Origin of the sequence: Niveispirillum fermenti (assembly GCF_048066175.1) — a bacterium.
Lineage (GTDB): Bacteria > Pseudomonadota > Alphaproteobacteria > Azospirillales > Azospirillaceae > Niveispirillum > Niveispirillum fermenti.
This window is the reverse complement of the sequence record NZ_JBLTXA010000002.1, coordinates 232,912-258,913: the sequence shown is the minus strand read 5'-3', so window position 1 is coordinate 258,913 and position 26,002 is coordinate 232,912. Positions and strand designations below refer to the sequence as shown.

Sequence of the window (26,002 nt, the reverse complement as noted above, 5' to 3'; positions counted from 1 at the left end):
TGGGCTTGCTATACGGTGCGCTCCCACGGTCGGACCCCTGGTCCGCCCGGCGGGCGGGCGTGGCGGAATGGTAGACGCGCCGGATTTAGGTTCCGGTGTCGAAAGACGTGGGGGTTCAAGTCCCTTCGCCCGCACCACGAGTTTTGGAGTTTTGACCCGCAACCCACCGCGGCAGCCGGTTTCCGGCCCACCCCGCGGGAGCTTCGGTCCCTGAAATGGCAGAGGGGGCTGGGGCGAACAGACAGAAGACAGGCATTTCGTCCCATGCAGATCACCGAGACCAGCGCTGAAGGCCTCCGCCGCGACTTCAAGGTCGTCATCACGGCCCAGGATATCGAATCGCGGGTGCAGACCCGGCTGACCGAGGTTGGCAAGACCGTGAAGATCCCTGGCTTCCGCCCGGGCAAGGTGCCGATGCCGATCCTGAAGCAGCGCTATGGCCAGTCGGTCATGGGCGAGGTGCTGGAAGAGGCGGTCAATGACGGCGCCCAGAAGGCCGTGTCCGAAAACAACCTGCGCCCCGCACTGCAGCCCAAGATCGAGGTTCTGAAGTTCGACCCCGGCCAGGATCTGGAATTCGCCGTCGCCGTCGAGCTTCTGCCCGAGATCGAGCCGGCTGACCTGTCCGCCGTGGAGATCGACAAGCCCGTTGCCCCGGTGGCCGATGACGCTGTGACGGAGAGCCTGGGCCGCCTGGCCAAGGGCCGCCGCACGACCGAGAAGGTCGAGGAGGATCGGGCGGCCGTTCTGGGCGACATCCTGCTGATCAACTTCGACGGTTCCGTCGATGGTGAGAAGCGGGCGGGCATGAATGGCGAGGATTATGAGCTGGAGCTGGGTTCCGGTTCGTTCATTCCCGGCTTCGAGGATCAGCTTGTCGGCGCCAAGGCCGACAGCGACGTGACCGTCAAGGTGACGTTCCCGACCGAGTATCATGCTGCCGAGCTGGCCGGCCGGGAAGCCATCTTCGAGGTGCGGGTCAAGGAGCTGCGAGCCGGCAAGGACGCCGAGATCAATGACGATCTGGCCAAGTCCTTCGGCTTCGACGATGTGGATGCCTTGAAGAAGGCCATCACCGAACGCATGGAAGGCGAGTATGGCGCCACGTCGCGCCTGCGCGCCAAGCGCGCCCTGCTGGACAAGCTGGCCGAGCTGCACAGCTTCGACGTCCCGGCCGGCATGGTCGACATCGAGTTCGAGCAGATCTGGAAGCGCCTGCAGGACGAACTGGCCCGCGGCGGTGCGGATGCCGAGGATGAAGGCAAGGACGAGGAAGCCCTCAAGGCCGAATATCGTGACATTGCTGTCCGGCGCGTGCGTCTTGGCTTGCTCCTTTCCGAAATCGGCCGCCGTAACAATATCTCGGTGAGCCGTGAGGAGTTGAACCAGGCGATGTTCGATGAGGTCCGCCGTTATCCGGGCCAGGAACAGCAGGTGTTCGACTTCTTCCGCAAGAACCCGCAGGCCGTCGAAAGCCTGCGCGCCCCGATCTACGAGGATAAGGTTGTCGACTTCATCCTCGGAACGGTTAAGGTGAACGAGGTGAGCGTGTCGGTCGAAGAGCTGATGCGCGACCCGGACGAGGAAGAGGAGGCGGCGGCCTGAGGCCACGCCGACCTTGAAAGCGTTGAGTACCGCGGGGACCAATCCAGGCCCCGCGGCTGCCGGTTAGGAGCGAAGCAGGGATCATGATCGAGCCGCAGATGAACGCGCTGGTTCCTATGGTGGTCGAGCAGACCAATCGTGGCGAGCGGGCATACGACATCTATTCCCGACTCCTGAAGGAACGGATCATCTTCCTGGTCGGTGGCGTGAACGATGCCGTCGCCAGCCTTGTTTGCGCCCAGCTTCTGTTCCTGGAAGCGGAAAACCCGACCAAGGAAATCTCCTTCTACATCAACTCCCCTGGCGGTTATGTGACGGCGGGATTGGCGATCTATGACACGATGCAGTATGTCCGCTGCCCCGTGGCAACGATCTGCATGGGTCAGGCCTCTTCCATGGGGGCATTGCTGCTGGCCGGCGGTGCGCCGGGCAAGCGGTTCTCGCTTCCCAACAGCCGAATCATGATCCACCAGCCTTCGGGTGGCGCCCAGGGTCAGGCGGCCGACATCGAAATCCAGGCCCAGGAAATCCTGCGTCTGCGCGAGCGCCTGAACGAAATTTTCGTCACGCATACGGGCCAGACGCTGGATGTCATTGAAAAGGCTGTCGAGCGTGACAAATTTATGAGTCCGGAGGAGGCGAAGGCCTTCGGTATCCTGGACGAGGTGATCGCCCATCGGCCCGGTGGCCTCACCCAGGCGGCGTAAAGCAGAAGCGGCGACGAACAAGTATATATTGATCCCGCCGCTTTTCGTGTTGTTGAATAGGTTCCAAGAGGGCGTCCATCGTCGGCCCTGTGTGCCCGTCCCCCTTCCACAGGAAGGGCAAGGGTGACCGGAGATGGCGGAAGGCCCGCTTGGAACAGACATCCCGCGAGGGATGGTTGGGCGTATCGGTCAAGGGCCAGCCGGGCCAGGGGCCATACGCCATCCGGTGATGTACGGAGCCCATATGACCAAGTCGACCGGCGGCGACAGCAAGAATACCCTCTACTGCTCCTTCTGCGGAAAGAGCCAGCATGAGGTGCGCAAGCTCATTGCCGGCCCCACCGTGTTCATCTGCGATGAATGCGTCGAGCTGTGCATGGACATCATCCGCGAGGAAAGCAAGACCACGCTGGTGAAGTCCCGCGACGGTGTGCCGTCCCCGCGCGATATCAGCACGGTGCTGGATGACTATGTCATCGGTCAGGAACACGCCAAGCGCGTGCTGTCCGTGGCCGTTCATAACCATTACAAGCGGCTGGCCCACGGGGCGAAGCACAATGATGTGGAACTGGCCAAGTCCAACATCCTTCTCGTCGGCCCCACCGGGTCGGGCAAGACGCTGCTGGCCCAGACCCTGGCCCGCATCATCGACGTGCCCTTCACCATGGCTGACGCCACGACCCTGACCGAAGCCGGTTATGTGGGCGAGGATGTCGAGAACATCATTCTGAAGCTGCTTCAGGCCGCCGACTATAATGTCGAGCGGGCGCAGCGCGGCATCGTCTATATCGACGAGGTCGACAAGATCAGCCGTAAGTCCGACAATCCGTCCATAACGCGCGACGTGTCGGGCGAGGGTGTGCAGCAGGCCCTGCTGAAGATCATGGAAGGCACGGTCGCCTCCGTTCCGCCGCAGGGGGGGCGCAAGCATCCGCAGCAGGAATTCCTGCAGGTGGATACGACCAACATCCTGTTCATCTGTGGTGGGGCCTTCGCAGGGCTGGAGAAGATCATCGCCGCGCGGGGCAAGGGCACCTCCATCGGCTTCGGCGCCGATGTCCGTGGGCCCGACGAGCGGCGCACGGGCGACATCCTGCGGGAGGTCGAGCCGGAGGATCTGCTGAAGTTCGGCCTTATCCCCGAATTTGTCGGCCGCCTGCCTGTGCTGGCCACTCTCCATGACCTGGATGAGACGGCGCTGATCGAGATTTTGGCCAGGCCGAAGAATGCCCTGGTCAAGCAGTATCAGCGCCTGTTCGAGATGGAAGACGTCAAGCTGACGGTGCATGAGGAGGCGTTGCGCGCCATCTCCCGCAAGGCGATTGAGCGCAAGACCGGCGCCCGCGGCCTTCGTTCCATCATGGAAACGATCTTGCTGGACCCGATGTATGATCTGCCCGGCCTGACGGGTGTGGAAGAGATCGTGGTCAACAAGGAAGTGGTGGAGGGGCGTGCCAAGCCGCTCTACATCTATTCCGATCGTGCCAATCAGGTGGCTCCCGGGGCCTGATAACACCCGAATTGAACAGGACCGGTTGAACAGGGATGAAGGGCGGCCCCGCAATGGGCCGCCCTTTTTTCGATTGCTCGTCCGTCCCCGCACCTGGTCATACCAATCTGTCCAAAATGTTTGACCGAAGGTACGGCGGCGACCGCTGCCACGCGGCACGTGGCGCGTGGCCAAAGCCCAATCATTCAGGCCGACGGTATCAGTGTGATACGGGCCTGTCTGCCGCGGCCGACAGGCGGGGCAGGCGTAGGCATATCAGCACCAGCAGTGCGAGGGTAAACAGCACCGTCAGGCCCGCAAAGGCATCGGCGAAGGCCATGGCCGTGGCTTCGCGTTCCGCTGAGATGCCGGCGGCCATGTGCAGGTCGCGCCGATGAAGCAGCAGGCTGTTCAGAACGGCGATGGCGACGGCCCCGCCCAGCAGGCGCAGAAGGTTGAAGATGCCGCTGGCATCGGGCAGCAAAGCTGGGCCGACCCGCGCGAAGCTGATCAGGCTGACAGGCGGAAAGATGAAGGTGACCCCCAGGGCGCGCAGCAACTGCGGGACCACATGGTCGGTTGCCGTCCAATCCTGCGTGACACCGCTGTTGATCCACCCGGCCGCCGCGAAGCAGACCAGCGACAGGCCCAGCATCAGACGCGGGTCCATCCGGTCGGTGAGCCAGCCCATCAGGGGCGTCATGGCCAGTTGCGTCAGTCCCGACAGGCCCATGACCAGCCCGATAGTCATGGCATCCAGCCCCTGCACCAGGTCCATGAACATGACCAGCAGGAAGATCATCCCGAACACGCCCACTCCCGTCAGCGCCGAATAACCGGCGCCCACGGCGAAAAGGCGTTCGCGGAACGGTGTCAGCCGCACCACGGGATGGCGTGCGATACGCAGGCGCAACGCCAGCAGTAGGCCGCCCATGATGGCCGTGACGGTGCCATAGCGGATCGTATCATCATCGAACCAGCCCTTGGGCGTTCCCTCTTCCAGCACATAAATGCCGGCGCCGAGGGTGATGACCAGCAGTCCCACTCCCGCCACATCCAGATGGCGGAGTTGCGACCAGTCCGGCCGGTCCCAGGCGATGGCCCGCCACCCGACCAGCGTGATGATCACGCCCGGTACTAGGTTGATCAGGAACAGCCAGTGCCAGGAGAACTGGTGCGTCAGCCAGCCCCCCACCGCCGGTCCCATGGTGGGCGCCAATGTGCCCAGCACGGTGACGGCCGCCATGGCCGCCCCGCGCCTTCCGTCGGGGAACAGGCGAAAGATGGCGACGAACAGCATCGGCACCATGGCCCCGCCAATGAAGCCCTGTATCGCGCGCCAGACAATCATGGCATCCATGCTGGTCGCCTGCGCGCAGCCCAGGCTGGCAAGGGTGAAGCCGCCGGCGGACACCATGAACAGATAGCGGCTTGACATCAGCCGGACCAGCATGCCCGTCAGGGGGATCATCAGTACTTCGCCGATAAGATAGCTGGTCTGAACCCAACTCACCTCGTCGCTGGTGGCCCCCAGGCCATCCCGGATCGGGCCCAGGGAGGCGGCGACGATCTGCACGTCCAGCACGGCCATGAACATGCCGACGCCCAAGGCGGCGAAACCGGCCAGCTCTCGCCGGCCGGGCATCGTGGTGGGCTCTCGCGGTTCATTTTCCATGGCCGGCCCTGCCGCTCCACGACATGCGCATCCCTTGGACCGTTCGGCGCGGAAAAGACAGGGGCGGCGGGCAGGGAGGGGGGAACAGGCCGGCCGTCCCAGGGACGGACAATGCCGTCACCGGAAATGACTTAATAATATAGCATTATCACATTAAAATCAGGGTGTCACCAGCAAAGCTGCTGGTTCCCATCGCTGCACCGCCCCTCTGGCTGGCCGGATCTGATCCGCCTCAATCCTTTTCGGTCATTTTCTTGACCACGGTGCCGACGAACGGCCCTTCGCTGCGGATGTACCAGTTGAATTGATCGGACCGGTAAAAGCCGATCAGGTACTGGATCGGGTCACCCTGCTCGTCATGCATCACCCGTTCCACCCGCAGCACGGGATAGCCGACATCCACGGCCAGCACGGCCGCCACCTCCGTCTCTGCTGCCGTGGCGGAGATCCACTGGCCGCTCATCAGCCGGTCGTAACCCTGACTTTGGAGCACCAGTGCGAAGGGCAGCGTCTCCTCCTGATTGACACCGAACCGTTCGGCAACGGATTCGCAGACAAAGGAGGTGAAGAAGGAGAAGGGCTGCCCCTCGATCCTGCGGCGCCACTTGCTGCGGTGCATGGGTGTTCCCACGCTGACTTCCATGCGATGCGCGACGCTGGGCGATGCCGGTACGGACGTGGTTTCCAGCAGATCGATCTTGGTTCCGAACCCCGATTCAAGCACGGAATCGGTCAGCCCGTCGAATGAGCCCCGCACAATGGGCAGGCCGCTGTTGGGGGCGACGACCGTGCCCCGCCCGCGGCCGCGCACCACCATCTTGCGTGCCGCCAGTTCCTGTAGCGCACGCTTCACGGTGATGCGCGACACCTCCAGCCGGTCGGCGATCTCCTGATCACTGGGTAACTGGCCATCTGCGCCGAAATCGCCGCGGCGTATCTTCTCCTGCAAGGTCAGGAAGACCTGATGATAGAGCGGCGTCGGCAGGCTGGCGTCGACCGGGGGCCACAGCTTGTTGCGATCGCCTCCCACCACGTGAGGGGGCTGGCCGGCCTTGGACTGCATCAGGTTCCGTTTCCTCGTTTACTGTTATCTCCCACCTGTATGCGGCACGCCGGACGGTTTCAAGTCCACAGTTCGGATAAACGGTCCGTCAGGCTGGCTCGGACCGCTTCAGTTCGGCAATGAACAGAGGCCGGGCGACGAGGAACAGCACGATCGCCAGCACGGCCGATCCCCCATACACCACGGCCAGAGCCTGGCCGATGCCCGTCGGCGTCGGGAACAGGGTGTCGGCCAGCAGGCCCGGCAGCGCCGATCCGATGGTCATGGACAGAAGCCCCGTCAGCATCGTGTAGATGGCCACGACCCGGCCAACATGGCCGGCCGCCGTCACCCGTGTCAGTGCCGTCAGCACCGACGGCGTGATCCAGTTGGACAGTAGCGAGGCCAGGGCTGAGGCGGTCAGCGCCAACCCGACATCACCCGTCAGGCAGGCGAAGATGCCGAACAGGATATAGCCGGCACCGGCTGCGATACCGGTCAGAACGGGGGCATCCGGCCGCCCCCGGCGGATCAGCCAGGCGATGACGGCACCGCTGATCAGGCTGCTGATCAGTCCCATGCCCATGGAGGTCATGCCGAACAGCACGCCCGTGCGCTGGACCGACAAATCATGGGTCCGCATCAGCAGCGTGGGAAACCAACTGATCATGGCATAGGCGCAGGACGCCACCAGCACGCCGGCCAGCATGAGACAGGTCAGCAGTGCATAGGGCACCCGCCGGCCCGCGGCGGCGCCATTCATCCCCGGCGCGACCCTTGGCACCTCAACGATGCGGGGTGGTTCCTTGATGATCAGCGGCACGATGGCGGCGATCATCAGGCCGGGCAGGCCGGTAATGAAGAAGACCACATGCCAGGGCGAATAGCCGCCCAGCAATGCCGGGAACATGTCGATCAGGTGGGCGGAAAGGGCCAGCAACTGGCCACCCAGCATCAGCGCGATGATGGCCCCCATGGAATTGCCCGCCACATATACCCCGAAAGCGGTTCCCCGCTGAGCAGGCGGGAAATAGGCGGTGATCAGGGACGCGGCGACGGGGGCCAGGGCCGCTTCACCTACCCCCACGAAGGCGCGGGCCATGAACAATTCATTGAAATTGACAGCCAGCCCGCAGGCCATGTTGGCGATGCTCCACACCACCATGCCGCCGATCAGGATACGCACACGATTGTAGCGGTCCACCGCCAGCCCCAGCGGTACCCCCAGCACACTATAGATGAGGCTGAAGGCGAAACCTTGCAAAAGCCCGATCTGGGCATCGGACACCTGCAGGTCCTGACGGATCGGATCGACCATCAGGGACAGGATCACCCGGTCCAGAAAGGCCACCGCATAGGCCGCGGTCAGAATGATCAGGGCGGCCCAGGCCCTGGTGGAAGCACGCTGCGGAACGGAAGGCTCGGCGACCGATGGCCCGGCATGGGTGTCGGGGATGAGAATGGCCATACCGATGATCCTCCTGCGCCGTGCGCTTTGATCGAGCTAGCATGTTCATAAGGTATAATTATAGGCCTTTACAAGATATAAAGATATACTTTAGACCATCTTATGCGAGTTTGCAGGCCAGTCGACAGGAAATGGCGGATGACAATGCGAATGTTGAATACGGGCTCCTCGGCCTGGGGGGTTCGGGCGCGTATGGCGATATATGCGAAGGGGGAGGCGCTGGAACGGCAGGTGGAGCTTGTGCCGCCGCGTGGGCCCTTGAACATGCCTGATTTCAAGGCCGAGTTCAGGTTTGGACGGGTGCCGACCCTGTGGCTGGAGGATGGGTTCATCCTGCAGGAATCCGAAGCGATCATGGATTATTTCGATGATCTGCAGCCCGACCCGCCCTTGAAGCCCGACACCATCCTGGACCGGGCGCGCATGCGGATGTTGATCCGGCTGACGGACGGCTCGGTGCTGAACCATCTGTCGATCCTGTTCCGCAGCCGCAACCCGCTGACACGCGATCAGGCTGCCGTGGATGCCGCGCTGTTGGGGCTGGCCGATGGGTATGACCGGCTGGAATATCATATGCCGGGCGGCGACTACGCCATTGCCGGCCGTCTGACGCTTGCCGATTGCACGCTGGTCCCCACCATCTGGCTGACGCTGGATTTCCTGCCCTTCTTCGATGCGCCGTCGGTCCTGCTGACGCGGCCGAAGCTGGCACGCTATTGGCAGGCCGTACAGCGTGATCCCATCGTCGCCCGAATCGTGTCTGAAATGTCCATACATTTGCGTGCAGCCCGCGCCGCCCGTATCGCGGCAGAGGCCGCAGAGCAGGCGCAGTCCGCGAACATGCTTTCCCGCTGAGAGGTAGAAAATGCCGAAGAGCCGTGAAGTGGTGCTGAAGCACCGGATAGAAACCAAGCCTGTCCCCACCCATTTCGAGATCGTGGAACGTATCGTGCCCGATCATCCGGGCGATGGGAAGCTGCTGGTTCGTATCCTTTATTTGACCTTTGACCCTTATCTGGGCCAGGCCATCCGCGGGCAGCATATGGGGGAACCGCATCCCGACGCGGGGGAACCGCTGCCCGGCTATTGCGTGGCCGAGGTGGTGGCTTCCGGTGACAGCCGTTTTGCCAAGGGCGACCATGTCGTCGGTCAGGCCGGCTGGGGCGAGTTCGGAATGATGGATGCGGCAGGCGCCCGCAAGGTCGATCCGTCCCTTGGTCTGGCTGTGCATCTGGGTCTGTTGGGCACGCCGGGTCTGACGGCCTGGGCCGGTGTTACCCAGCTTGCCCGCGTTTCCCAGGGCGATGTTTTCACCATCGACGCTGCGGCCGGGGCGGTGGGCGGCACTGCGGGCCAGTTGGCGAAGATCCTGGGCGCCCGCGCGGTGGGCATTGCCGGCGGGCCGGAAAAATGCGCACAGGCCCGCGATGTCTATGGGTTTGACGACTGCATCGACTATCGGCAGCCGGACTGGATCAAGGCGCTGACGGCGGCGACGGGCGGCGGCCCCAGCGTGCATTTCGAGAATGTCGGCGCCTCGGTCCTGCTGCCGGTTCTGTCCAGCTTGCGGATTTACGGGCGCGTGGTTCTGTGCGGCCTGGCCGAACATTACCATGCCGACGGGCCGCGCCCGACCATGCCCATCGGCACCATCATCGGCAAGCGGGCCCATATGTTGGGTCTGGTTGTTTATGATTTCTTCCCGCGCCTGGCCGAATGGGTGGCATTTGCCACGCCGCATATCAAGGCTGGCCGTCTGGTCGAACTGCGCGATGTCAGCGAGGGGATCGACACGGCCCCCCAGCAGTTCGACCGCCTGCTTCAGGGCAACAACCTTGGCAAGACGCTGGTGCGTGTGGATCCGTCAGCCATCAATTAGCTGCGAAAAGCGCTTGTAGAGGTATAAAAAGCATAATAATATACCTTTCAACAAAAGATCGCCGACGGCATAGACCGTCGCCGCAGACAGGCAGAACTTCAAAACAGGAAAGGTTTGGGAGATGTCGGAACGAACTTCCGCAACGGGACAATCCGCTAAGCGTGTGCGGGACATCGCGACCATGGTCGCGGCCAGCTTCCTGGCGGCGCCCCTGGCGGTTCCGGTGATGGCGCAGGCGCCGGCAACGGAGCCGGTGGTGCCCGTCGCAAGCTATGAGTTGGAAGAGATCACGGTGACCGCGCAGCGGTTCGCCTCCAGCCTCCAGACCACGCCCATCGCTGTTTCGGCCTTTTCCGCCGATATGCTGGACCAGCGCCAGGTGATGAATGTCTCCGACCTGAACAGCCAGATCCCCGGTGTGCTGATCCAGCCGGCGGCCGGTCTGTCCAACATTGCCCGCATCGTGCTGCGCGGCATCGGGCAGGAGAATGGCGGCGTTCTCTATGATCCGGCTGTCGGCATCTATGTGGACGATGTTTACCAGCCCCGGCCGCAGAACCAGTTCTTCGATTTCTTTGATGTGGAACGGATCGAGGTTCTGCGGGGCCCGCAGGGCACGCTATATGGCCGCAACACCTCTGGCGGTGCGCTGAAGATCGTGACGCGCAAGCCCAGCTTCGACCTGACCTATGGCGGCGACGTGGCGCTGGGCAGCTACAACACCACGGAATTCCGCGGCTATGTCAGCGGCGGCCTGGTGGATGACAGGCTGGCGGCGTCGCTCAGCACCGTGGTCCGCAAGCGCGACGGTGTGATGGACGCGCCGGCCATCGGCGACCACAAGATCAATGACCGCAACTCGGTCGGTGTGCGGGGCAAGCTGCTGTTCACCCCGAACGAGGATGTGGAACTGGAACTGGCGGGTTCCTATGTGCGTGACCACAGCGACCTGCAGGTCGGTACGTCTGTATCGGTCCTGCCGGGCGTGACCAATCCCAACGCTGTGCCGGGCCGCGACCTGCGCACCACGGAATTGTCGGGATATCGCGCGCAGAAGACCAACAGCTACAACGCCAGTGCCAATCTTTCCGTCATCCTGAGCGACGCGCTCAGCCTGCGGTCGACGACGGCCTATGGCTATATGGACAATCTGACCGGCGTGCCCTTCGTGGAACTGCCGGCCGGTGTGATCGGCATCAGCTACAATTTCACCGACAAGTTCTTTTCCGAGGAACTGACGCTCAATTATGAGAGCGACCGGTTCAGCATGCTGGGCGGCGTCTTCTATTTTTACGAGAAGGGCGAGCAGGAAGATACCGCTCCCTACACCACGCCGGCCTTCAAGGATCGCACCACGGATGCCTATGCGGCGTTCGGCCAGGGCACCTTCAAGATCACCGACAGCGTGAGTGTGACCGGCGGCCTGCGATACACCGCCGAGAAGGCCAAGTTCACGCAGTTCTATCCCACCTTCGCGGCCTTTGTGCCCGAACCGCAGTCCGACAGCCGTACCTTCAAGAAGCTGACCCCCAAGGTCAGCCTGGATTGGGCAGCCAATCGCGACATCTTCTTCTACGCCTCCTTTACCGAAGGCTTCAAGAGCGGCGGCTTCAACTCCATCTCCCCCGGCACGATCATCGGCGGGGGAGAGCGCGGCCGACCCTCGCCATACGGCGCGGAAACGGTGAAGAGCTATGAGGTTGGGGGCAAGTTCAGCACGCCCGATCGCCGGTTCCGCCTGAACGCGGCCCTGTTCCAGGCTGATTACAAGGGCTTGCATCTCCCCGTGTTCTTCCCCGGCACGGTGGTCAGCACGACCAACAATGCCGCCGGCGCGCGGGTGCGCGGTATCGAACTGGAGCCGGTCTGGCAGGTGACGCCGGCGCTGCAGCTCTATGCCTCGGCCGCCATCCTGGACGGGGACTACACGTCATCCTTCCTCTGCTCGCTGGGCAACACCGCCATCGTGGATTGCCGCGACAAGGACCTGAAGGGCGTGATCCCTTTCAAGTCCAATGCCGGCTTCGTCTACACGATCGACGGGGTGAGGGATGGTGCCCTGTCCCTGTCGGGTAGCTGGGAACATTCGGAGAAGTTCTACAACAACGTTTCCAACACGATCCCGCTGACGGCGACCCCCGCCTACGACCTGTTCAACGCGACCATTTCCTGGACCAACCGGGACGAAGACCTGACCGTGTCGCTGGAAGGACGGAACATCACGAAGGAAACCTTCGCCTTCTCCACCCTGCAGATTTCCAACGCCACGTCGCCGGCCCTGACGGCCTATGCGAACGAGCCGCGTACCTTCCTGGTCCGCGTCCGCTTCGGGCTTTGACGGCATGCCGCCGGCCGCCTGCGGTTCCGGCGATGGGGAGACGGAATGATCACGCTTTTCGGCAAGTTCGCCCCCCGCACGCATCGGAACTACTGGCTGCTGGCGGAACTGGATGTGCCCCATCAGGTGGAGCCGGTCGATTATTCGACCGGCGATACCCGGAGGCCCGATTATCTGAAGATCAATCCGGCCGGCAAGATCCCGGCCCTGCGGGACGGGGAGTTCACGCTGACGGAATCCTATGCCATCAACCTCTACCTGGCCTGGCGGTATGGCCCCGGCCTCTGGCCGCAGGATGATCCCGCCGCAGTCGCCCGTATCCTGCAATGGACCTTGTGGGCGGCCACCGAGTTCGAGCCGCCGGCCATGGTCCGCACCATCCAGTACATGTATCGGCCACCCGAAGGCCGCGACCATGCACAACTGGCCGAACTGGCCGCCCGGAACGAAACCCTGTGCGGGCATCTGGAAAAGGCGCTGGCGGATGGTCCCTATCTTGCGGGCCCGACCTTCACGGTGGGGGACCTGAATGTCGCGGCGGCGGCGGACCTGCTGGCGCGCAGTGCGTTCGATCTGACGCGCTGGCCTGCCATTGCATCCTGGCTGGATTGCTGCCGCCAGCGCCCCGCCTACCAGCAATTCGCCGAACGGGAGTGGGTGAGATGACCGGCACGCAGATCCCTGTGATCAGGGGCTATGTCGATTTTGAACAGGGGCAGATGCATTACCTGTCGGCCGGCCGCGGCGTGCCCCTGCTGCTGCTGCATGCCACATCGGACGCGGCCAGCATGTGGGAACCCATCCTGCCGCGGCTGGCGGCCTTGGGATATCACGCGGTGGCGCTGGACATGCCCGGCTGCGGCCAGTCCGACCTGCCCGCACACCAGCCGGACGGCCCCGCCTATGGCCGCTATCTGGCCCAGGCGGTGCAGGGGCTGGGATTCCAGCGCTTTCATGTGCTGGGCCATCACCTGGGCGCCTCGCTGGGCGCGCAGATGGTGAGGCAGATGGGCGAGCGCGTGTTGAGCTTTTCGGCCTATGGCTGGCCCAACGTGGACAATCGCGCCTATGGCGAGGTGCTGCGCGGCGCCAGGCCCCGCAGCTTCGACCGGGCGGGAGAGGTGGTGAAAGGCCATTGGGTCCGACGCTGGGAGATGAGCGGACGGGAAATGGCCGATCCGTCCCGCAACTGCTTCACCGAGGCCATGGCGGTTCGCACCATGATCGCCCTGCTGCAATGCCGGCATTGGGAGTGGCTTTACCAGGCCATGGGCCATACCGACCATCGCGCGCTGGCGGCGGGGGTCACCTGCCCGACGCTGCTGTTCGCCGGCCCGCGCGATCACAATTACGTGGAGACGAAGGAGGCGGTGGCCGACTTCCCCGATGCCCGCTTCGTCCATATGGACGATGTCGGCGTCGATGCCGCGGACGAGGAGCCGGACGCCTTCTGCGCCGTGCTGCACCAGTTCATCCGCGATCATGCGCGGCGCTGACCAGACCCAACCATTCGGTAACGGGAGGAAAGATTGGATCACACGACCATTCGCGGACGCATCGACTATCTGTCGCGGCGCCCTGGCATGGAAGGCAAGCGGCGCGGCGGCGAAACTTTCCTGATCACCAAGCATGGAGATGGGCGGCGCACGCTGCGCGCCACCTGCATCATCGACGAGAATTCGCCGCGCGTGCTGCGTGACAGCATCACGAACCTGGCCCCGGACTGGACCCCCATGGGCGGGTTTGTCCAGATTTCGGTTGATGACGCCTTCGTCGGATCGACCTGGTTCGATTTCCGCGACGGCATGGCCCGTGCTCACGGCTATAATGTCCGGGAAGGTCATTTCTCACAGGAAATAAGGCTGGCGGAGCGGCCCTGCTTCTTCGGCACGCACCCGATCCAGGCCGATGCGCTGACCACCCGCTGCTTCGACCTTTCCCAGGGGCCGGGCCGGCAGGTCATCCCCTATTTCCTGATGTGCTCCACCCATCATCGCGGTGCCGATGGGCCGAAGCTGGTGACGGCACGGGAATTGAATCTGACCTTCATCGGGGAAGAGGAACTGACCGTGAAGGCCGGCACCTTCCAGGCGCTGCATTTCCTGGTCGGCGCCAACACGGATGACGAGTACATGGGCACCGACCGACACCCGCCCTACCATGTCTGGGTCACGGCCGACGGGGACCATATCTTCCTGAAGGGTCATGTCACCGGCTACATGCAGACCTATTACGAACTGGCGGTGCTGGAACGTGGGGAAGGGGACATCTGATGGACCTGCCCACCTTCAACCGGCAATGGCGCGTGGCCCGGCGGCCGCTGGATGGCGAACCGGTCGGCGACCATAATTTCGACCTGGTTTCCAGCCCGATGCCGGTTCCGGAGGAGGGGGAGATCCTGGTTCAGGTCATCCTTCTGGGCACGTCGCCGGCGCAGCGCAGCTACATCACGGGCGGCGTCGGCATGCATAGCAAGCTTGGCATCGGTGATCCGATGCGCGGGCGCGGGCTGGGCATCGTGCGGCATTCCCGCCATCCGGCCTACCGGGAAGGGGAGATCGTCATCGGCTCCCTGGGCTGGCAGGACTATGCCCTGCTGCGCCCCGACGGCACCACAGGCACGATCTTCGACATCTACAAGGTCGATAATCCGGTCTGGCCCCTGCGCCTGCATCTGGGCACGCTGGGGGCGGCCGGCATGACCGCCTATTTCGGCCTGACCAAGGTGGGGCAGGTGCAGCCCGGTGATACCGTTCTGGTGTCGGCGGCGGCGGGTGGTGTCGGTTCCGCTGCGGTGCAGATCGCCCGCGCCTTGGGCGGCCGGGTCATCGGCATCGCCGGCAGCGACGATAAATGTGCCTGGTTGCGCGACACGCTGAAGGCTGATGCCAGCATCAATTACCGCAGCGCGGACCTGGCCGGGCGGCTGCGGGAACTGGCCCCCGACGGCATCAATGTCTATTTCGACAATGTCGGCGGCACCATCCTGAACACGGTGCTGGACCATCTGGCACTGCGGGCGCGGGTGATCATCTGCGGACTGATCGCCACGGATTACGCGCCGGGCGAGCGTTACGGCCCGCCCAACTACACAAGGCTTCTGCGCTACCGGTCCCGCATGGAGGGTTTCTTCGTGCAGGACCACGCTGCGGAATTTCCCGTGGCGGAACGGCAGTTGCGTGCCTGGTACGACCAGGGCGTGCTGCTGCCGATCGAAGACCCGAGCCAGGGGCTGGAAACCATGCCCGCCGCGCTCGGCAGCCTGTTTGCCGGTGGCAATCGCGGGGTTCGCCTGTGCCAGGTGGCCCCCGATCCGTCACCCGGCTGAATGTGCCAGCCTTCGGGGTCTTCCGGCTTCCCTCACGGGTGGCCGGAAGACCCTGCTTTTTCATTTGTCACTTTCTTGCCAGACCAGCCATCAGGGGGAAACACGGCCATGGGTATCATCAGAAGCGCCACTGTGACCGTCGCCGATCCGGAGCGTGCGGCAGCCCTTTACCAGGAATGGTTCGGCTACCGCCGGATCGAGGCCGGGATCATCGACCGCGCCCTGGCCGAAAGCTGGGGCGCACCCGCCATGGCGGGACGGGAACAGGTGCTGCTGGGGCCCGCATCGGGGGTGGAGATATTCCTGCGGCTGGTGCGGGGGACCTCGCCGGCCGAAACGGTGCCCATGCGCTCTCTTGGCTGGTCGGCCATGGAAATCGGGGTGGAGGACGTGTTCGCGACGGGCGCTGTCATGGATGCCTCTCCCTTCGATGTGATCGGGCCGCCCAAGCCCATGGAAAGCCTACCCACCATCCATCCGATGCAGGTCCGGGCACCCGACGGGGAGATCAGCTTCCTGACGGAGATCAAGTCCAAGGTGCCGGGCAACGGTCTGCCGCGCCCGGCTGCCCCCATCGATCATATCTTCATCATGGTGATGGGCTGTTCGGAATCCGACGAAACATACGCCTGGTTTGAGCGGCAACTGGCCGTGGAACCGCGCATGACCATGGAAATCGGCTATCGCCTGATCAACGAGGCCTTTGGCCTGCCGTTGTCCAACAAGATCAGGCTGCGCACGGCCAAGGCCCGTGGCCTGGTCTGCCTGGAGTTCGACACGCTTCCGGCCGGGGCCGTGCCGCGCCCGCAGGTGGCGGGTGAACTGCCGGCGGGTATCGCCATGGTCAGTCTGCTGCGCGCGGATCTGGATGGCGTGCCCGGCCCCTGGATCACGCCGCCGTCCGTGCGGTCCGGTGCGCATTATGCCGGCCGTCGTGCCGGCACCTTGCGTACCCCCGACGGGGTGCTGGTGGAGGTTGTGGAAGGCTGACGGATGGCCATGCCGGTAGAATGGACGGAGAGGGCAACGGATGACACCGACGCGCGTAAGTGACCTGGCTTTCGGCCAGCTTGCCGGGCGGCGAAGCCGCCGGCTGGCCGTCACGTCCCTGTACCGCAAGGAAGTGCAGCGCTTCATGAAGGTTCAGGCCCAGACCATCTGGGCGCCGGCCTTCATGAATATCGTTCTGCTTGCCGTGTTCGCCATCGTCAACCCGCAGGGCAGGGCGGCAGTACTGGGGGTGGATTACCTGTTCTTCCTGGCCCCGGGCCTGATTGCGGCGGGCATGATCCAGAACAGTTTCGCCAACAGCTCGTCCTCCATCATGTCCGGCAAGACCAATGGCGGCATCGTGGACATGCTGATGGCGCCCCTGTCACCCGCTGACATCATCGCGGGGCATGTCGGGGCGGCCATGACACGCGGCTGGCTGGTCGGGCTGGCGACATGGCTTGTCATGGTGCTGTGGATGGGGTCGGAAGCACTGCTGCCGCGAGAACCGTTGCTGTTGCTGTTGTTCGGTACGCTGGCCATGGGTCTTCTGGGCCTGTTGGGGCTTCTGACCGGCATCTGGGCGGAAAAGTTCGAACATATGTCGGCGGTGACCAGTTTCGTCATCCAGCCCTTGTCGCTGCTGTCGGGCACCTTCTATGCGCTGGATACGCTGCCGGAACCCTGGATCACGATCGCATACTGGAACCCTTTCCATATGATGATCGGCGGCATTCGCGCCGGCTTCATAGGCACTGCCGATTTCAGCCTTCTGACGGGGGCGGCCGTTCTGTTGCTGGCCAACCTGGTGTTGGGAACAGTCACCTGGCTGCTGCTGCGCCGCGGGTGGCGGTTGAAGGCGTAGGATGAGCGCCCGCCGGGCCGTTGACCATACAGTGGACAAAGGGGGAGCGCCTCACCCCTTTCCCATTGCCGCTTGCCTTCTCTGTCCGCAATAATGATCGATCAATATACCAATTAAGCCGGGGCGCAGATGTCGGTCGATCGGTCGGAATTCAGGGAAGGCTGGCGGGTCGTCCTGGCCTCGGCATTGGGTATCGGCACGGGCCTGTCGCCCATCCCGATCTATACGCTGGGCGTCTTCGTGGGGCCGCTGTCCCAGGAATTCGGCTGGGGCGTGGACCAGATCATGGTTTCCATGATGTTCATGACCCTGGGCGCCCTGGTGGCCGGTCCGGTGGCTGGCCTGCTGGCCGACCGGTTCGGGGTGCGGCTGGTCGCCCTGTCGTCGGTTGCCCTGTTCGGGCTGACGCTGGCGGGTTTCGCGCTGTCCAACGGTTCGCTCGTGATGTTCTATGCGAACTGGATATTGATGGCGGCGCTGGGTGCCGGCACGCTGCCCATCACCTGGACCCGCGCCGTCAACAACTGGTTCAACGCCAACCGTGGTCTGGCGCTGGGGCTGGCCCTGCTGGGCACGGGCCTGTTCGGTGCCGCCGCCAAGCTCTATGCCAATTTCCTGATCGGGGAGTTCGGCTGGCGCGTGGCCTATGTCGGGTTGGCGCTGCTGCCGCTGCTGATCGCATTGCCCGTCGGCCTGCTGTTCTTCCACGACACCACGGATGTCAAGGCCAAGGGGGCGCCCGTCAAGCGCGCGGAAGGGGGCCTTAGCCTGCGCCAGGCCATTGGCGGCTACCGTTTCTGGGTGCTGGGCCTGGCCTTTGTGCCCATTTCCTTCGCGGTCGGCGGCCCCATCCCCAACCTGGAGAAGATCCTGGGCACCAAGGGCATGGATGTGCAGCAGGCCGTGCAGATCGCCAGCCTGATGGGGCCGGCCGTCATTGCCGGGCGCATCCTGGGCGGCTGGCTGATCGACCGGTTCTGGGCGCCGGGCGTGGCCTTTGTGCTGTTGGCCATGCCGGCCCTGGCCTGCTGGCTGCTGACGCATGGAGAGGTCAGCACCATGGCGGCGGCCTTCTCCGTGATCCTGATCGGATTCGCGGCCGGTGTGGAATATGACATCATGGCCTTCCTGGTCAGCCGCTATTACGGCATGAAGGCCTATGGTGCCATTTACGGCATGATGTACGGCTTCTTCGCGCTGGGGGCCGGGTTCGGCCCCTGGGCCTTCGGCCGTATCTTTGTGCAGACCGGCAGTTACGACATCGGCCTGATCTATGGCGGCGTGGGGTTCGTGTTCGGCGCCGCCCTGCTGCTGACCCTTGGCCGTTATCCCAGCGCGGAAAGCCTGCGCGCCGCCGATGCGGAGACAAAATGATGCCTGCCTATATGATCATCACCGCCCATATCCATGACCGGGAAGGGTTCGTGGCCGTCTATGCCAAGGCCGCCGCCGAACTGGTGGCCCGTCATGGCGGCGAATATGTTCTGCGCGGCAAGGGGCCAGCCGTGGCGCTGGAGGGCGATGCCCATGATGGTGCCGTCACCCTGGTCAGCCGCTGGCCCGACATGGCGTCCCTGCGCCGGTTCTGGGACAGCCCCGACTATGCCGTGCTGAAGCAGGCGCGCCAGGGGCTGGCCACTGTGCGCGTGCTGGCCGTGGAGGGGGACTGGGTGGGCTGATCACGCTGCCCACCCGCCAATCTCAGATGATCCCCGCCTTGTCCAGTGCATCGATGACCCGCGCTTGCCGCTCGCGGTAGAAGGCGGGGCCGGCCGGTGGGATCACCTGTCCGTCCGGCCCGATCATGCCGTTGCGCAATTGCGCCTGGGCGCCGGCATAGGCTTGCGCGAACAGGGGAAGGGGCAGGCGGGCCGGCATGTTCCCCATGCCGGGACGCCGCCGCCAGGCACGCAGGGCGCCCAGGTCGATGGTGGCGTTGGCGGTCATGCTTTCACCATATCCGGTTTCGGCCAGCACCTGCCCGCGGAAATCGATGATCTTGGAACCGGCATCGGTGGAGGCGGCGGGGATGGCGATATCCGCAATGCCTGCCGAGTTGGCCGACACCACATAGGCAAGGTTCTCGATGGCGCGGGCCTGCTTGGCCACGTTCTTCGGCGTGGGCAGGGGGCTTGCCACCTCGGAGGATGAATGCACGAAAATCTCAGCGCCGCGCAGGGCATGCGCCCGGGCGATCTCCGGATACAGGATCTCTTCCGACGCGATGGCCGACAGCCGCCCGATCTCCGTATCCGCCACAGGGAAGACGGCGTCGATGCCATAGACATCGATATACCGGTCCCAGACATCGTAGGGGCTGGGCGCGAACATGGAGATCAGACGGCGATAGCGCAGGATGACGCGGCCATCGGGCGCCACCACGAAACTGGCCTGGAAATAGAGACCGGGAAAATGCGGATCGCGCTCATAGGCGTTGCCGGCGATGAAGCTGTCTGCCGCCCGCGCCAACTCCCCCAATGCCGCATATTCCGGCCCGTCCAGGTCCAGCGCCGCCTTGTCCGCCCATTCGGCCGGGCTTTCCCCCATGGGAAAGCCCGTCAGGAAATATTCCGGCAGCACCACCAGCCGCACATCGGGACCGATGAACCGCTTCGACGCGATCACCTGTGCCCGGATGCGCGCGATGCTGGCCAGCATCCGTGTCCGGGCCGTCGCCTTGTCGGGGCAATTGTTCACGGCCTGACAGGTCACCTGCAGGGCAAGGGCCATGTAGGCGGCAGGGGTGGATGTCATCGGCATCTCCTTGGTCGGCATGGCCCCGACTGCATGGCCGGGCATTGCGCGATATGTCTATCGTGGCGTAATTTCCAATGATATAACTTTATATCAATAGAGCAGGAGGGGCGCCATGGAAATTCCGGTCCGCAATCCCCGCACGGGGAAGGTCGATGATCATATCGATGGCGCCGATACGGCAACCGTGATGGCCGTTGCCGCGCACCTGCGCGCGGGCCAGCTGCAATGGCGCGCGCTGGGGCTGGAAGGGCGCGCCGCGGCCCTGGCCCGCTTCGCCACGGCCCTGGGTGATCATGGACAGGCCATTGTCGCGGCGCTGGCGACCGATACCGGCCGGCAGCGCATTGCGCGCATGGAACTGGACGGTGTGCGGGGCGCCATCGGGGGCTGGATCGCCGCCACGCCCGGCCTGTTGCCCGAAGGCTGGGTGCAGGGCCGCGCCAATCCTGCCATCCGGCATGCGCCCAACTGGGTGCCCTATGATCTGGTCGGGGTGATCAGTCCCTGGAATTTTCCCCTGACCCTGTCGCTGATCGACGCCATTCCGGCGTTGCTGGCCGGCAGTGCGGTGCTGATCAAGCCGTCGGAAGTGACGCCGCGCTTTGCCCGCCCGCTGGCCGATGCCGTGGCCGCTGCCGGGCTGGGCGATGTGCTGGCCCTGGTGCTGGGCGGCGGGGGCACGGGGCAGGCGCTGGTCGATGCCGTGGATTGCGTCTGCTTCACCGGGTCCGTCAGCACGGGCCGCAAGGTGGCGATGCAGGCGGCCGGCCGCCTGATCCCCAGCTTCCTGGAACTGGGGGGCAAGGACCCGCTGATCGTGCTGGCGGACGCGGACCTGGACGCCGCCGTCACGGCGGCCCTGCGGGGATCGGTGCTGGCCACGGGTCAGGCCTGCCAGTCGATCGAACGCATCTATGTCGCCCGGCCGCTCTATGCCGATTTCCTGAGTCGGCTGGTGGAACAGGCGGAAGCGGTGCGCCTGAACGTACCCGGCAGTGCCAAGGGGGAACTGGGGCCCATCATTTTTGCCCGTCAGGCGGAGATACTGGAGCATCAGATCCGTGATGCCGTCGATCAGGGCGCGCGCGTGCTGAGCGGCGGGGTAGTGGAAGATCATGGCGGGCTGTGGTTGCGGCCCACCATCCTTGTCGATGTCACGCACGACATGGCCGTGATGCGGGAGGAAACCTTCGGCCCGCTGCTGCCCGTCATGCCGTTCGACAGTGAAGAGGAGGCCATCACCCTGGCCAATGATGGCCAATATGGCCTGTCGGCTGCGGTTTTCGCGGGCGACCTGGACCGGGCGGCGGCGTTGGCCCGCCGTCTGGTGGCCGGTGCCGTCAGCCTGAACGATGCCGCCCTGACCGCGCTTTTCCATGAGGCTCCCAAGCAGAGCTTTCGGGAGAGCGGCCTGGGGCCGTCGCGCATGGGCCTTGATGGCTATACCCGCTTCTTCCGTCGTCAGGCCCTGATTGCCCAGACGGGCCGCCCGCTGCCGCTGTCGGCCTTCGCGGAAGAGACTTGAAGAACGTGACAAATCATGGTTGTTGTATTAATGACCTAACAATAGATCATTATATGCTTTAAGGTCATTATAAAGTCGCAAGGGGATCATCCCACGGCGGGATCGATCCGCCGGTTGGCAGTTCAAGGGGAACGGGTATGGGGCAATCGCTGATCGAGAAATTGTGGGACCGCCACTGTGTCGCCGATCTGGGCGACGGGACGGACCTGCTTTATATCGATCGTGTGCTGCTGCACGAGCGCACGGGGTCGATGGCCCTGAAGGGCCTGAAGGAGCAGGGGCGGCCCGTGCGCCATCCCGACCGGGCATTCGTCTGCATGGACCATATTGTCGATACGTTCCCTGGTAGGGGGGACGAGACGACAATGCCCGGTGGCATCGCCTTCATCCGGGAAACGCGGGAGGCGGCGACGGAAGCCGGCATCCGCATCTTCGATATTGGCGATAATCGCCAGGGCATTGTGCATGTCGTGTCACCGGAACAGGGCATCGCCCTGCCGGGTGCCACGCTGGTCTGCCCGGATAGCCATACCTGCACCCAGGGCGGGCTGGGCGCGCTGGCCTGGGGAATTGGCTCTACCGAGGCGGCGCACGCGCTGGCGACACAGACACTGGTGGTCAAACGGCCCCGCACCATGCGGGTATGGTTTGAGGGGGCCTTGCCGGCGGGCGTCGGCGCGAAGGACATGATCCTGCACCTGATCGCTTCCCATGGGGCCGGTGGTGGTTCCGGCTATGCCATTGAATTTGCCGGTCCGGCGGTGGAAGCCCTGTCGGTGGAAGCGCGCATGACCCTGTGCAACATGGCGGTGGAATTCGCCGCCTGGACCGGGCTGGTGGCGCCGGATGCCAAGACCATCGACTGGGTGAAGGGCCGGCCCTTCGCACCTGCGGGCGATTTGTGGGAACAGGCGGCGGCCGACTGGCAGAGCCTGACCAGTGACGCGGATGCCGTTTTCGACAAGGAAATCCGGGTCGATTGCGCTGATATCGCGCCCACCGTCACCTGGGGCACCAGCCCGCAACATGCCGTGCCGGTGACGGGCCAGGTGCCGGACCCGGCAGGCATCGCCGATCCCGTGGCCGCCCAGGCCCAGCGCCGGGCGCTGGAATATATGGGCCTTGCCCCCGGTGACAGTCTGATCGGCCTGCCCATCGACGGCGCCTTTATCGGAAGCTGCACCAACAGCCGCCTGTCCGACCTGCGCGCCGCCGCCGCGATCCTGAAGGGGCGCAAGGTGGCCAAGGGCGTGCGCGCCATTTGCGTTCCCGGCTCCATGCAGGTGAAGGCGGCGGCGGAGGCCGAGGGCCTGCACCTTCTGTTCCAGGAAGCCGGCTTTGAATGGCGGGAAAGCGGCTGTTCCATGTGCTTCTTTGCTGGTGGGGAGCATTTCGGCAAGGGCGAACGGGTGGTGACATCCACCAACCGCAATTTCGAAAACCGGCAGGGGCCGGGGACCCGGTCGCATCTGGCCAGCCCCGTGACGGTGGCGGCATCCGCCATTGCCGGCCATATCGCCGATCCGCGTCGCCTGGGGGAGGCTTGAGCCATGGAAAAATTCACCCGACTGACCGGCGTTGCCGCCCCCCTGTTCCGCGCCAATATCGACACCGACGCCATTATTCCCTCGCGGGAGATGAAGCGCGTGTCGAAGGAAGGGCTGGGGGAGGGCATGTTCGCCGACTGGCGCTACAGCGATGTGGCCGCCCGTGTGGAAAATCCGGATTTCGTGCTGAACCGCCAGCCCTACCGCAAGGCCCCCATCCTGATGGGCGGGCCCAATTTCGGCTGCGGCTCCTCGCGTGAACATGCGGTCTGGGCCCTGCAGGATTATGGCGTGCGCTGCGTCATCGCCCCCAGTTTCGGCGCCATTTTCCAGGGTAATTGTGTACGCAACGGCATCCTGCCGCTGGTCCTGCCGGAACCGTCGATCGTCGCATTGGTGGAACAAGCAGACCCGCAGATCCTGACCATTGATCTGGCGGCGCAGACCGTGCGCACGCCGGACGGGACGGAACTGCCCTTCACCATCCCGCCGGCCGACAAGGAAATGCTGCTGGAAGGGCTGGACGCCATCGGCGTCACCCTGAAGCGCCTGCCCACCATCCAGTCATTCGAAGGCGCCTATCGCGCGCGCCATCCGTGGCTTTTTTTCTGAACCATCCGATTGCCGAGGTTGCGCCATGTCGCAGAATGATAATGCCGCCCCCCTGCCGCTGGCCGGGCTGAAAGTCATTGAATTCACCCATATGGTGATGGGCCCCACGGTCGGCATGGTGCTGGGTGACCTGGGCGCCGATGTCATCAAGGTGGAACCGATCGGCGGCGACAATACCCGCCGCCTGCTGGGATCGGGTGCCGGCTATTTCCCCATGTATGGCCGCAACAAGCGCAGCCTGTCGATTGACCTGAAATCACCGGAAGGCAAAGCCATCGCCCTGGAACTGATCGACAAGGCAGATGTCCTGATCGAGAATTTCCGCCCCGGCGCCATGGAGGCCCTGGGCTTTGGCGAGGAAGCGCTGAAGGCGCGTAATCCCGGCCTGGTTTATTGCTCGGCCAAGGGTTTCCTGTCCGGCCCCTACGAACATCGCGCAGCCTTGGACGAGGTGGCGCAGATGATGGGCGGGCTTGCCTATATGACCGGCCCGCCGGGCCGCCCCTTGCGTGCCGGCGCCTCGGTGATCGACGTGATCGGCGGGCTGTTCGGTGTGATCGGCGTGCTGGCAGCCCTGATCCAGCGCGGCACGCTGGGCCGTGGCCAGACAGTCAAGTCGGCTTTGTTCGAGAATTGCGTGTTCCTGGTCGGTCAGCATATGGCGCAATATGTGGTGACGGGCACGGCGGCCCGCCCCATGCCGGTGCGCATCTCCGCCTGGGCCATCTATGACCAGTTCCAGACCAAGGACGAGCAGACGGTCTTTGCCGGTGTCGTCACCGATGGTCAGTGGGTCGGCTTCTGCAAGGCGTTCGGCCTGGATGATTTCGCCGCTGACGAGACACTGGCCAAGAATAATGGCCGTGTACAGGCGCGCGACCGCATCATCCCGCGCGTGCAGGAACTGTTCAAGACCTTTACCAAGGAAGAGCTGCTGGCCCGGTTGGAGGAGATCGGACTGCCGTTCGCCCCCATCAACCGGCCGGAAGATCTGTTCGAAGACCCGCATCTGGCGGCATCCGGCGGCCTGCTGGATATGCACCTGCCGGGCGATGACCGCCCGATCCGCCTGCCGGCCCTGCCGGTGGAACTGGATGGCCAGCGCCCGGCCCTGGTGCGTGATCTGGCCAAGCCGGGTGAACATTCAACCGAAGTCCTGGCCGAACTGGGCTATGGCAGCGACCGGATCGCCGATCTGACGGCGCGGGGCATCATCGTGCAGGCGGAGGGTTGATCATGGCGGGCACATTCATCGAGATTTCCGAGGTCGGTCCCCGCGACGGGCTGCAGAGCATCAGCCCGATCATGCCGACGGCAGCCAAGAAGGCCTGGATCGCGGCGGAAGCGGCGGCAGGGGTGCGGGAGATCGAGGTTGGCTCCTTCGTGCCGGCCAAGATCCTGCCGCAGCTTGCCGACACGGCGGAGATCGTGGCCTATGCCCGGACCATCCCCGGCCTGACCGTGGCGGTGCTGGTGCCCAACCTGCGCGGCGCGGAAGCCGCCGTGGCGGCCGGTGCCCATAAGATCACCATCCCGCTGTCGGTGTCGGAAACCCACAGCCTGCGCAATGTGCGGCGCACGCACGCGCAGATGCTGGAGGAGACGGCGGCCATCGCGGCACTGATCAAGGCGCAGCCGCCGGAAAACCGCCCGAAATTCGAAGGCGGCCTGTCGACTGCTTTCGGCTGCACCCTGGAAGGGGTGGTGCCGGAGGCCAAGGTGCTGGAAATCGCCGAGGCGCTGATGAAGGCCGGCTGTGACGAGGTCGGCCTGTCCGACACCACTGGCTACGCCAACCCGGCGCAATTGAAGCGCATGATCCGCGCGGTGCGTGGCGTGGTGGGCGATCATGCCTGTTCCGGCGTGCATCTGCACAATACGCGCGGCCTGGGCCTGGCCAATGCGCTGGCCGCCCTGGATGAAGGGATCACGACGCTGGACGCCTCCCTGGGCGGTATCGGTGGCTGCCCGTTCGCGCCGGGCGCGTCGGGCAATATCGTGACGGAAGATCTGGCCTTCATGCTGGCCGCCATGGGCTATGACACCGGGATCGACCTGGAAAAGCTGCTGGCGGTGCGCGATGTGGTGAAGCAGGCCTTGCCGGATACGGAAATGTACGGCTTCACCCCCGATGCCGGTCTGCCCAAAGGCTTCTGCGGCGCCTGGGGCGTGTGA

General features: G+C 64.4%; 23 protein-coding genes and 1 tRNA gene. 20 read left to right on the top strand and 4 right to left on the bottom strand.

From position 1 onward, the window contains the following. Positions 1 to 53: 53 nt before the first annotated feature. The 4 genes from ACM9LZ_RS03010 to clpX all read left to right on the top strand — a co-directional run bounded on the left by ACM9LZ_RS03010 (position 54) and on the right by clpX (position 3,822). Positions 54 to 137: transfer RNA gene (locus tag ACM9LZ_RS03010), tRNA-Leu, on the top strand. A 127-nt stretch (positions 138 to 264) separates the two neighbouring features. Continuing rightward, positions 265 to 1,605, top strand: a complete 1,341-nt coding sequence (gene tig, locus ACM9LZ_RS03005) for a trigger factor (protein WP_416617858.1) — start codon at positions 265 to 267, stop codon at positions 1,603 to 1,605. Positions 1,606 to 1,688: 83 nt separating this feature from the next. Continuing rightward, positions 1,689 to 2,312 (top strand): ATP-dependent Clp endopeptidase proteolytic subunit ClpP, encoded by a 624-nt coding sequence (gene clpP / locus ACM9LZ_RS03000; protein ID WP_416617857.1) that lies wholly within the window; start codon positions 1,689 to 1,691, stop codon positions 2,310 to 2,312. 244 nt (positions 2,313 to 2,556) lie between these two features. Further along, entirely contained in the window at positions 2,557 to 3,822 is a 1,266-nt protein-coding gene (clpX, locus tag ACM9LZ_RS02995) for an ATP-dependent Clp protease ATP-binding subunit ClpX (protein WP_416617856.1), read from the top strand. Positions 3,823 to 4,021: 199 nt separating this feature from the next. Here clpX and ACM9LZ_RS02990 read toward each other — a convergent pair whose 3' ends face one another. From ACM9LZ_RS02990 to ACM9LZ_RS02980, 3 genes are all read right to left on the bottom strand, one after another. Continuing rightward, positions 4,022 to 5,476 carry a DHA2 family efflux MFS transporter permease subunit gene (locus tag ACM9LZ_RS02990; RefSeq protein WP_416617855.1) on the bottom strand — a complete coding sequence of 485 codons (1,455 nt, stop codon included), beginning with the start codon at positions 5,474 to 5,476 and terminating at the stop codon, positions 4,022 to 4,024. A 232-nt stretch (positions 5,477 to 5,708) separates the two neighbouring features. Continuing rightward, complete coding sequence (locus ACM9LZ_RS02985) at positions 5,709 to 6,539, bottom strand: GntR family transcriptional regulator (RefSeq protein ID WP_416617854.1); 831 nt, start codon at positions 6,537 to 6,539, stop codon at positions 5,709 to 5,711. A gap of 88 nt (positions 6,540 to 6,627) precedes the next feature. Then, positions 6,628 to 7,986: an MFS transporter gene (locus tag ACM9LZ_RS02980; protein WP_416617853.1), complete on the bottom strand. Its 1,359-nt coding sequence runs from the start codon at positions 7,984 to 7,986 to the stop codon at positions 6,628 to 6,630. 102 nt (positions 7,987 to 8,088) lie between these two features. On the opposite strand from ACM9LZ_RS02980, the gene ACM9LZ_RS02975 reads away from it, so the two are divergent. The 11 genes from ACM9LZ_RS02975 (at position 8,089) to ACM9LZ_RS02925 (ending at position 19,065) form a co-directional block, all read left to right on the top strand. Then, complete coding sequence (locus ACM9LZ_RS02975) at positions 8,089 to 8,841, top strand: glutathione S-transferase family protein (RefSeq protein WP_416617852.1); 753 nt, start codon at positions 8,089 to 8,091, stop codon at positions 8,839 to 8,841. A gap of 10 nt (positions 8,842 to 8,851) precedes the next feature. Next, positions 8,852 to 9,865, top strand: coding sequence for a zinc-binding dehydrogenase (locus tag ACM9LZ_RS02970; protein WP_416617851.1), 1,014 nt, complete (start codon positions 8,852 to 8,854; stop codon positions 9,863 to 9,865). Between the two features lie 121 nt (positions 9,866 to 9,986). After that, complete coding sequence (locus ACM9LZ_RS02965; RefSeq protein ID WP_416617850.1) at positions 9,987 to 12,203, top strand: TonB-dependent receptor; 2,217 nt, start codon at positions 9,987 to 9,989, stop codon at positions 12,201 to 12,203. A 45-nt stretch (positions 12,204 to 12,248) separates the two neighbouring features. Further along, complete coding sequence (locus tag ACM9LZ_RS02960; protein WP_416617849.1) at positions 12,249 to 12,869, top strand: glutathione S-transferase family protein; 621 nt, start codon at positions 12,249 to 12,251, stop codon at positions 12,867 to 12,869. Then, on the top strand, positions 12,866 to 13,699 hold the full coding sequence (locus ACM9LZ_RS02955; protein WP_416617848.1) for an alpha/beta fold hydrolase: 834 nt from the start codon (positions 12,866 to 12,868) through the stop codon (positions 13,697 to 13,699). Before ACM9LZ_RS02960 ends, ACM9LZ_RS02955 begins: the two co-directional genes overlap by 4 nt. Positions 13,700 to 13,732: 33 nt before the next feature. Then, positions 13,733 to 14,476 (top strand): DUF3108 domain-containing protein, encoded by a 744-nt coding sequence (locus tag ACM9LZ_RS02950; RefSeq protein WP_416617847.1) that lies wholly within the window; start codon positions 13,733 to 13,735, stop codon positions 14,474 to 14,476. Continuing rightward, on the top strand, positions 14,476 to 15,531 hold the full coding sequence (locus tag ACM9LZ_RS02945; RefSeq protein ID WP_416617846.1) for a zinc-binding dehydrogenase: 1,056 nt from the start codon (positions 14,476 to 14,478) through the stop codon (positions 15,529 to 15,531). The genes ACM9LZ_RS02950 and ACM9LZ_RS02945 overlap by 1 nt, the downstream gene beginning before the upstream one ends. A 108-nt stretch (positions 15,532 to 15,639) precedes the next feature. Then, on the top strand, positions 15,640 to 16,521 hold the full coding sequence (locus ACM9LZ_RS02940) for a hypothetical protein (protein ID WP_416617845.1): 882 nt from the start codon (positions 15,640 to 15,642) through the stop codon (positions 16,519 to 16,521). A gap of 40 nt (positions 16,522 to 16,561) precedes the next feature. Next, positions 16,562 to 17,386 (top strand): ABC transporter permease, encoded by an 825-nt coding sequence (locus ACM9LZ_RS02935; RefSeq protein WP_416617844.1) that lies wholly within the window; start codon positions 16,562 to 16,564, stop codon positions 17,384 to 17,386. Between the two features lie 129 nt (positions 17,387 to 17,515). Next, on the top strand, positions 17,516 to 18,760 hold the full coding sequence (locus ACM9LZ_RS02930; protein WP_416617843.1) for an MFS transporter: 1,245 nt from the start codon (positions 17,516 to 17,518) through the stop codon (positions 18,758 to 18,760). Further along, a complete protein-coding gene (locus ACM9LZ_RS02925) occupies positions 18,757 to 19,065 on the top strand; it encodes a DUF1330 domain-containing protein (protein WP_416617842.1) in 309 nt (102 codons plus the stop codon). The genes ACM9LZ_RS02930 and ACM9LZ_RS02925 overlap by 4 nt, the downstream gene beginning before the upstream one ends. A gap of 22 nt (positions 19,066 to 19,087) precedes the next feature. On the opposite strand, the gene ACM9LZ_RS02920 is transcribed toward ACM9LZ_RS02925, so the two are convergent. After that, on the bottom strand, positions 19,088 to 20,140 hold the full coding sequence (locus tag ACM9LZ_RS02920; protein ID WP_416617841.1) for a nitrilase-related carbon-nitrogen hydrolase: 1,053 nt from the start codon (positions 20,138 to 20,140) through the stop codon (positions 19,088 to 19,090). A gap of 115 nt (positions 20,141 to 20,255) precedes the next feature. On the opposite strand from ACM9LZ_RS02920, the gene ACM9LZ_RS02915 reads away from it, so the two are divergent. The 5 genes from ACM9LZ_RS02915 to ACM9LZ_RS02895 all read left to right on the top strand — a co-directional run bounded on the left by ACM9LZ_RS02915 (position 20,256) and on the right by ACM9LZ_RS02895 (position 26,002). Next, on the top strand, positions 20,256 to 21,668 hold the full coding sequence (locus ACM9LZ_RS02915; RefSeq protein WP_416617840.1) for an aldehyde dehydrogenase family protein: 1,413 nt from the start codon (positions 20,256 to 20,258) through the stop codon (positions 21,666 to 21,668). 137 nt (positions 21,669 to 21,805) lie between these two features. Further along, positions 21,806 to 23,215, top strand: a complete 1,410-nt coding sequence (gene leuC / locus ACM9LZ_RS02910; protein WP_416617839.1) for a 3-isopropylmalate dehydratase large subunit — start codon at positions 21,806 to 21,808, stop codon at positions 23,213 to 23,215. A gap of 3 nt (positions 23,216 to 23,218) precedes the next feature. Further along, positions 23,219 to 23,827 (top strand): 3-isopropylmalate dehydratase small subunit, encoded by a 609-nt coding sequence (leuD, locus tag ACM9LZ_RS02905; protein WP_029013476.1) that lies wholly within the window; start codon positions 23,219 to 23,221, stop codon positions 23,825 to 23,827. A 25-nt stretch (positions 23,828 to 23,852) separates the two neighbouring features. Then, positions 23,853 to 25,061, top strand: coding sequence for a CaiB/BaiF CoA transferase family protein (locus ACM9LZ_RS02900; protein WP_416617838.1), 1,209 nt, complete (start codon positions 23,853 to 23,855; stop codon positions 25,059 to 25,061). A gap of 2 nt (positions 25,062 to 25,063) precedes the next feature. Next, on the top strand, positions 25,064 to 26,002 hold the full coding sequence (locus ACM9LZ_RS02895) for a hydroxymethylglutaryl-CoA lyase (RefSeq protein ID WP_416617837.1): 939 nt from the start codon (positions 25,064 to 25,066) through the stop codon (positions 26,000 to 26,002).

What these genes read in the sequence shown, in the direction of transcription:
- tig (WP_416617858.1), top strand. Translation starts at nt 265, where the DNA reads ATGCAGATCACCGAGACCAGCGCTGAAGGCCTCCGCCGCGACTTCAAG.
- clpX (WP_416617856.1), top strand. Translation starts at nt 2,557, where the DNA reads ATGACCAAGTCGACCGGCGGCGACAGCAAGAATACCCTCTACTGCTCC.
- ACM9LZ_RS02940 (WP_416617845.1), top strand. Translation starts at nt 15,640, where the DNA reads ATGGGTATCATCAGAAGCGCCACTGTGACCGTCGCCGATCCGGAGCGT.
- ACM9LZ_RS02925 (WP_416617842.1), top strand. Translation starts at nt 18,757, where the DNA reads ATGATGCCTGCCTATATGATCATCACCGCCCATATCCATGACCGGGAA.
- clpP (WP_416617857.1), top strand. Translation starts at nt 1,689, where the DNA reads ATGATCGAGCCGCAGATGAACGCGCTGGTTCCTATGGTGGTCGAGCAG.
- ACM9LZ_RS02930 (WP_416617843.1), top strand. Translation starts at nt 17,516, where the DNA reads ATGTCGGTCGATCGGTCGGAATTCAGGGAAGGCTGGCGGGTCGTCCTG.
- ACM9LZ_RS02985 (WP_416617854.1), bottom strand. Translation starts at nt 6,539, where the DNA reads ATGCAGTCCAAGGCCGGCCAGCCCCCTCACGTGGTGGGAGGCGATCGC.
- ACM9LZ_RS02935 (WP_416617844.1), top strand. Translation starts at nt 16,562, where the DNA reads ATGACACCGACGCGCGTAAGTGACCTGGCTTTCGGCCAGCTTGCCGGG.
- ACM9LZ_RS02900 (WP_416617838.1), top strand. Translation starts at nt 23,853, where the DNA reads ATGTCGCAGAATGATAATGCCGCCCCCCTGCCGCTGGCCGGGCTGAAA.
- ACM9LZ_RS02960 (WP_416617849.1), top strand. Translation starts at nt 12,249, where the DNA reads ATGATCACGCTTTTCGGCAAGTTCGCCCCCCGCACGCATCGGAACTAC.
- leuC (WP_416617839.1), top strand. Translation starts at nt 21,806, where the DNA reads ATGGGGCAATCGCTGATCGAGAAATTGTGGGACCGCCACTGTGTCGCC.
- ACM9LZ_RS02955 (WP_416617848.1), top strand. Translation starts at nt 12,866, where the DNA reads ATGACCGGCACGCAGATCCCTGTGATCAGGGGCTATGTCGATTTTGAA.
- ACM9LZ_RS02895 (WP_416617837.1), top strand. Translation starts at nt 25,064, where the DNA reads ATGGCGGGCACATTCATCGAGATTTCCGAGGTCGGTCCCCGCGACGGG.
- ACM9LZ_RS02965 (WP_416617850.1), top strand. Translation starts at nt 9,987, where the DNA reads ATGTCGGAACGAACTTCCGCAACGGGACAATCCGCTAAGCGTGTGCGG.
- ACM9LZ_RS02975 (WP_416617852.1), top strand. Translation starts at nt 8,089, where the DNA reads ATGCGAGTTTGCAGGCCAGTCGACAGGAAATGGCGGATGACAATGCGA.
- ACM9LZ_RS02970 (WP_416617851.1), top strand. Translation starts at nt 8,852, where the DNA reads ATGCCGAAGAGCCGTGAAGTGGTGCTGAAGCACCGGATAGAAACCAAG.
- ACM9LZ_RS02990 (WP_416617855.1), bottom strand. Translation starts at nt 5,476, where the DNA reads ATGGAAAATGAACCGCGAGAGCCCACCACGATGCCCGGCCGGCGAGAG.
- ACM9LZ_RS02945 (WP_416617846.1), top strand. Translation starts at nt 14,476, where the DNA reads ATGGACCTGCCCACCTTCAACCGGCAATGGCGCGTGGCCCGGCGGCCG.
- leuD (WP_029013476.1), top strand. Translation starts at nt 23,219, where the DNA reads ATGGAAAAATTCACCCGACTGACCGGCGTTGCCGCCCCCCTGTTCCGC.
- ACM9LZ_RS02915 (WP_416617840.1), top strand. Translation starts at nt 20,256, where the DNA reads ATGGAAATTCCGGTCCGCAATCCCCGCACGGGGAAGGTCGATGATCAT.
- ACM9LZ_RS02920 (WP_416617841.1), bottom strand. Translation starts at nt 20,140, where the DNA reads ATGACATCCACCCCTGCCGCCTACATGGCCCTTGCCCTGCAGGTGACC.
- ACM9LZ_RS02980 (WP_416617853.1), bottom strand. Translation starts at nt 7,986, where the DNA reads ATGGCCATTCTCATCCCCGACACCCATGCCGGGCCATCGGTCGCCGAG.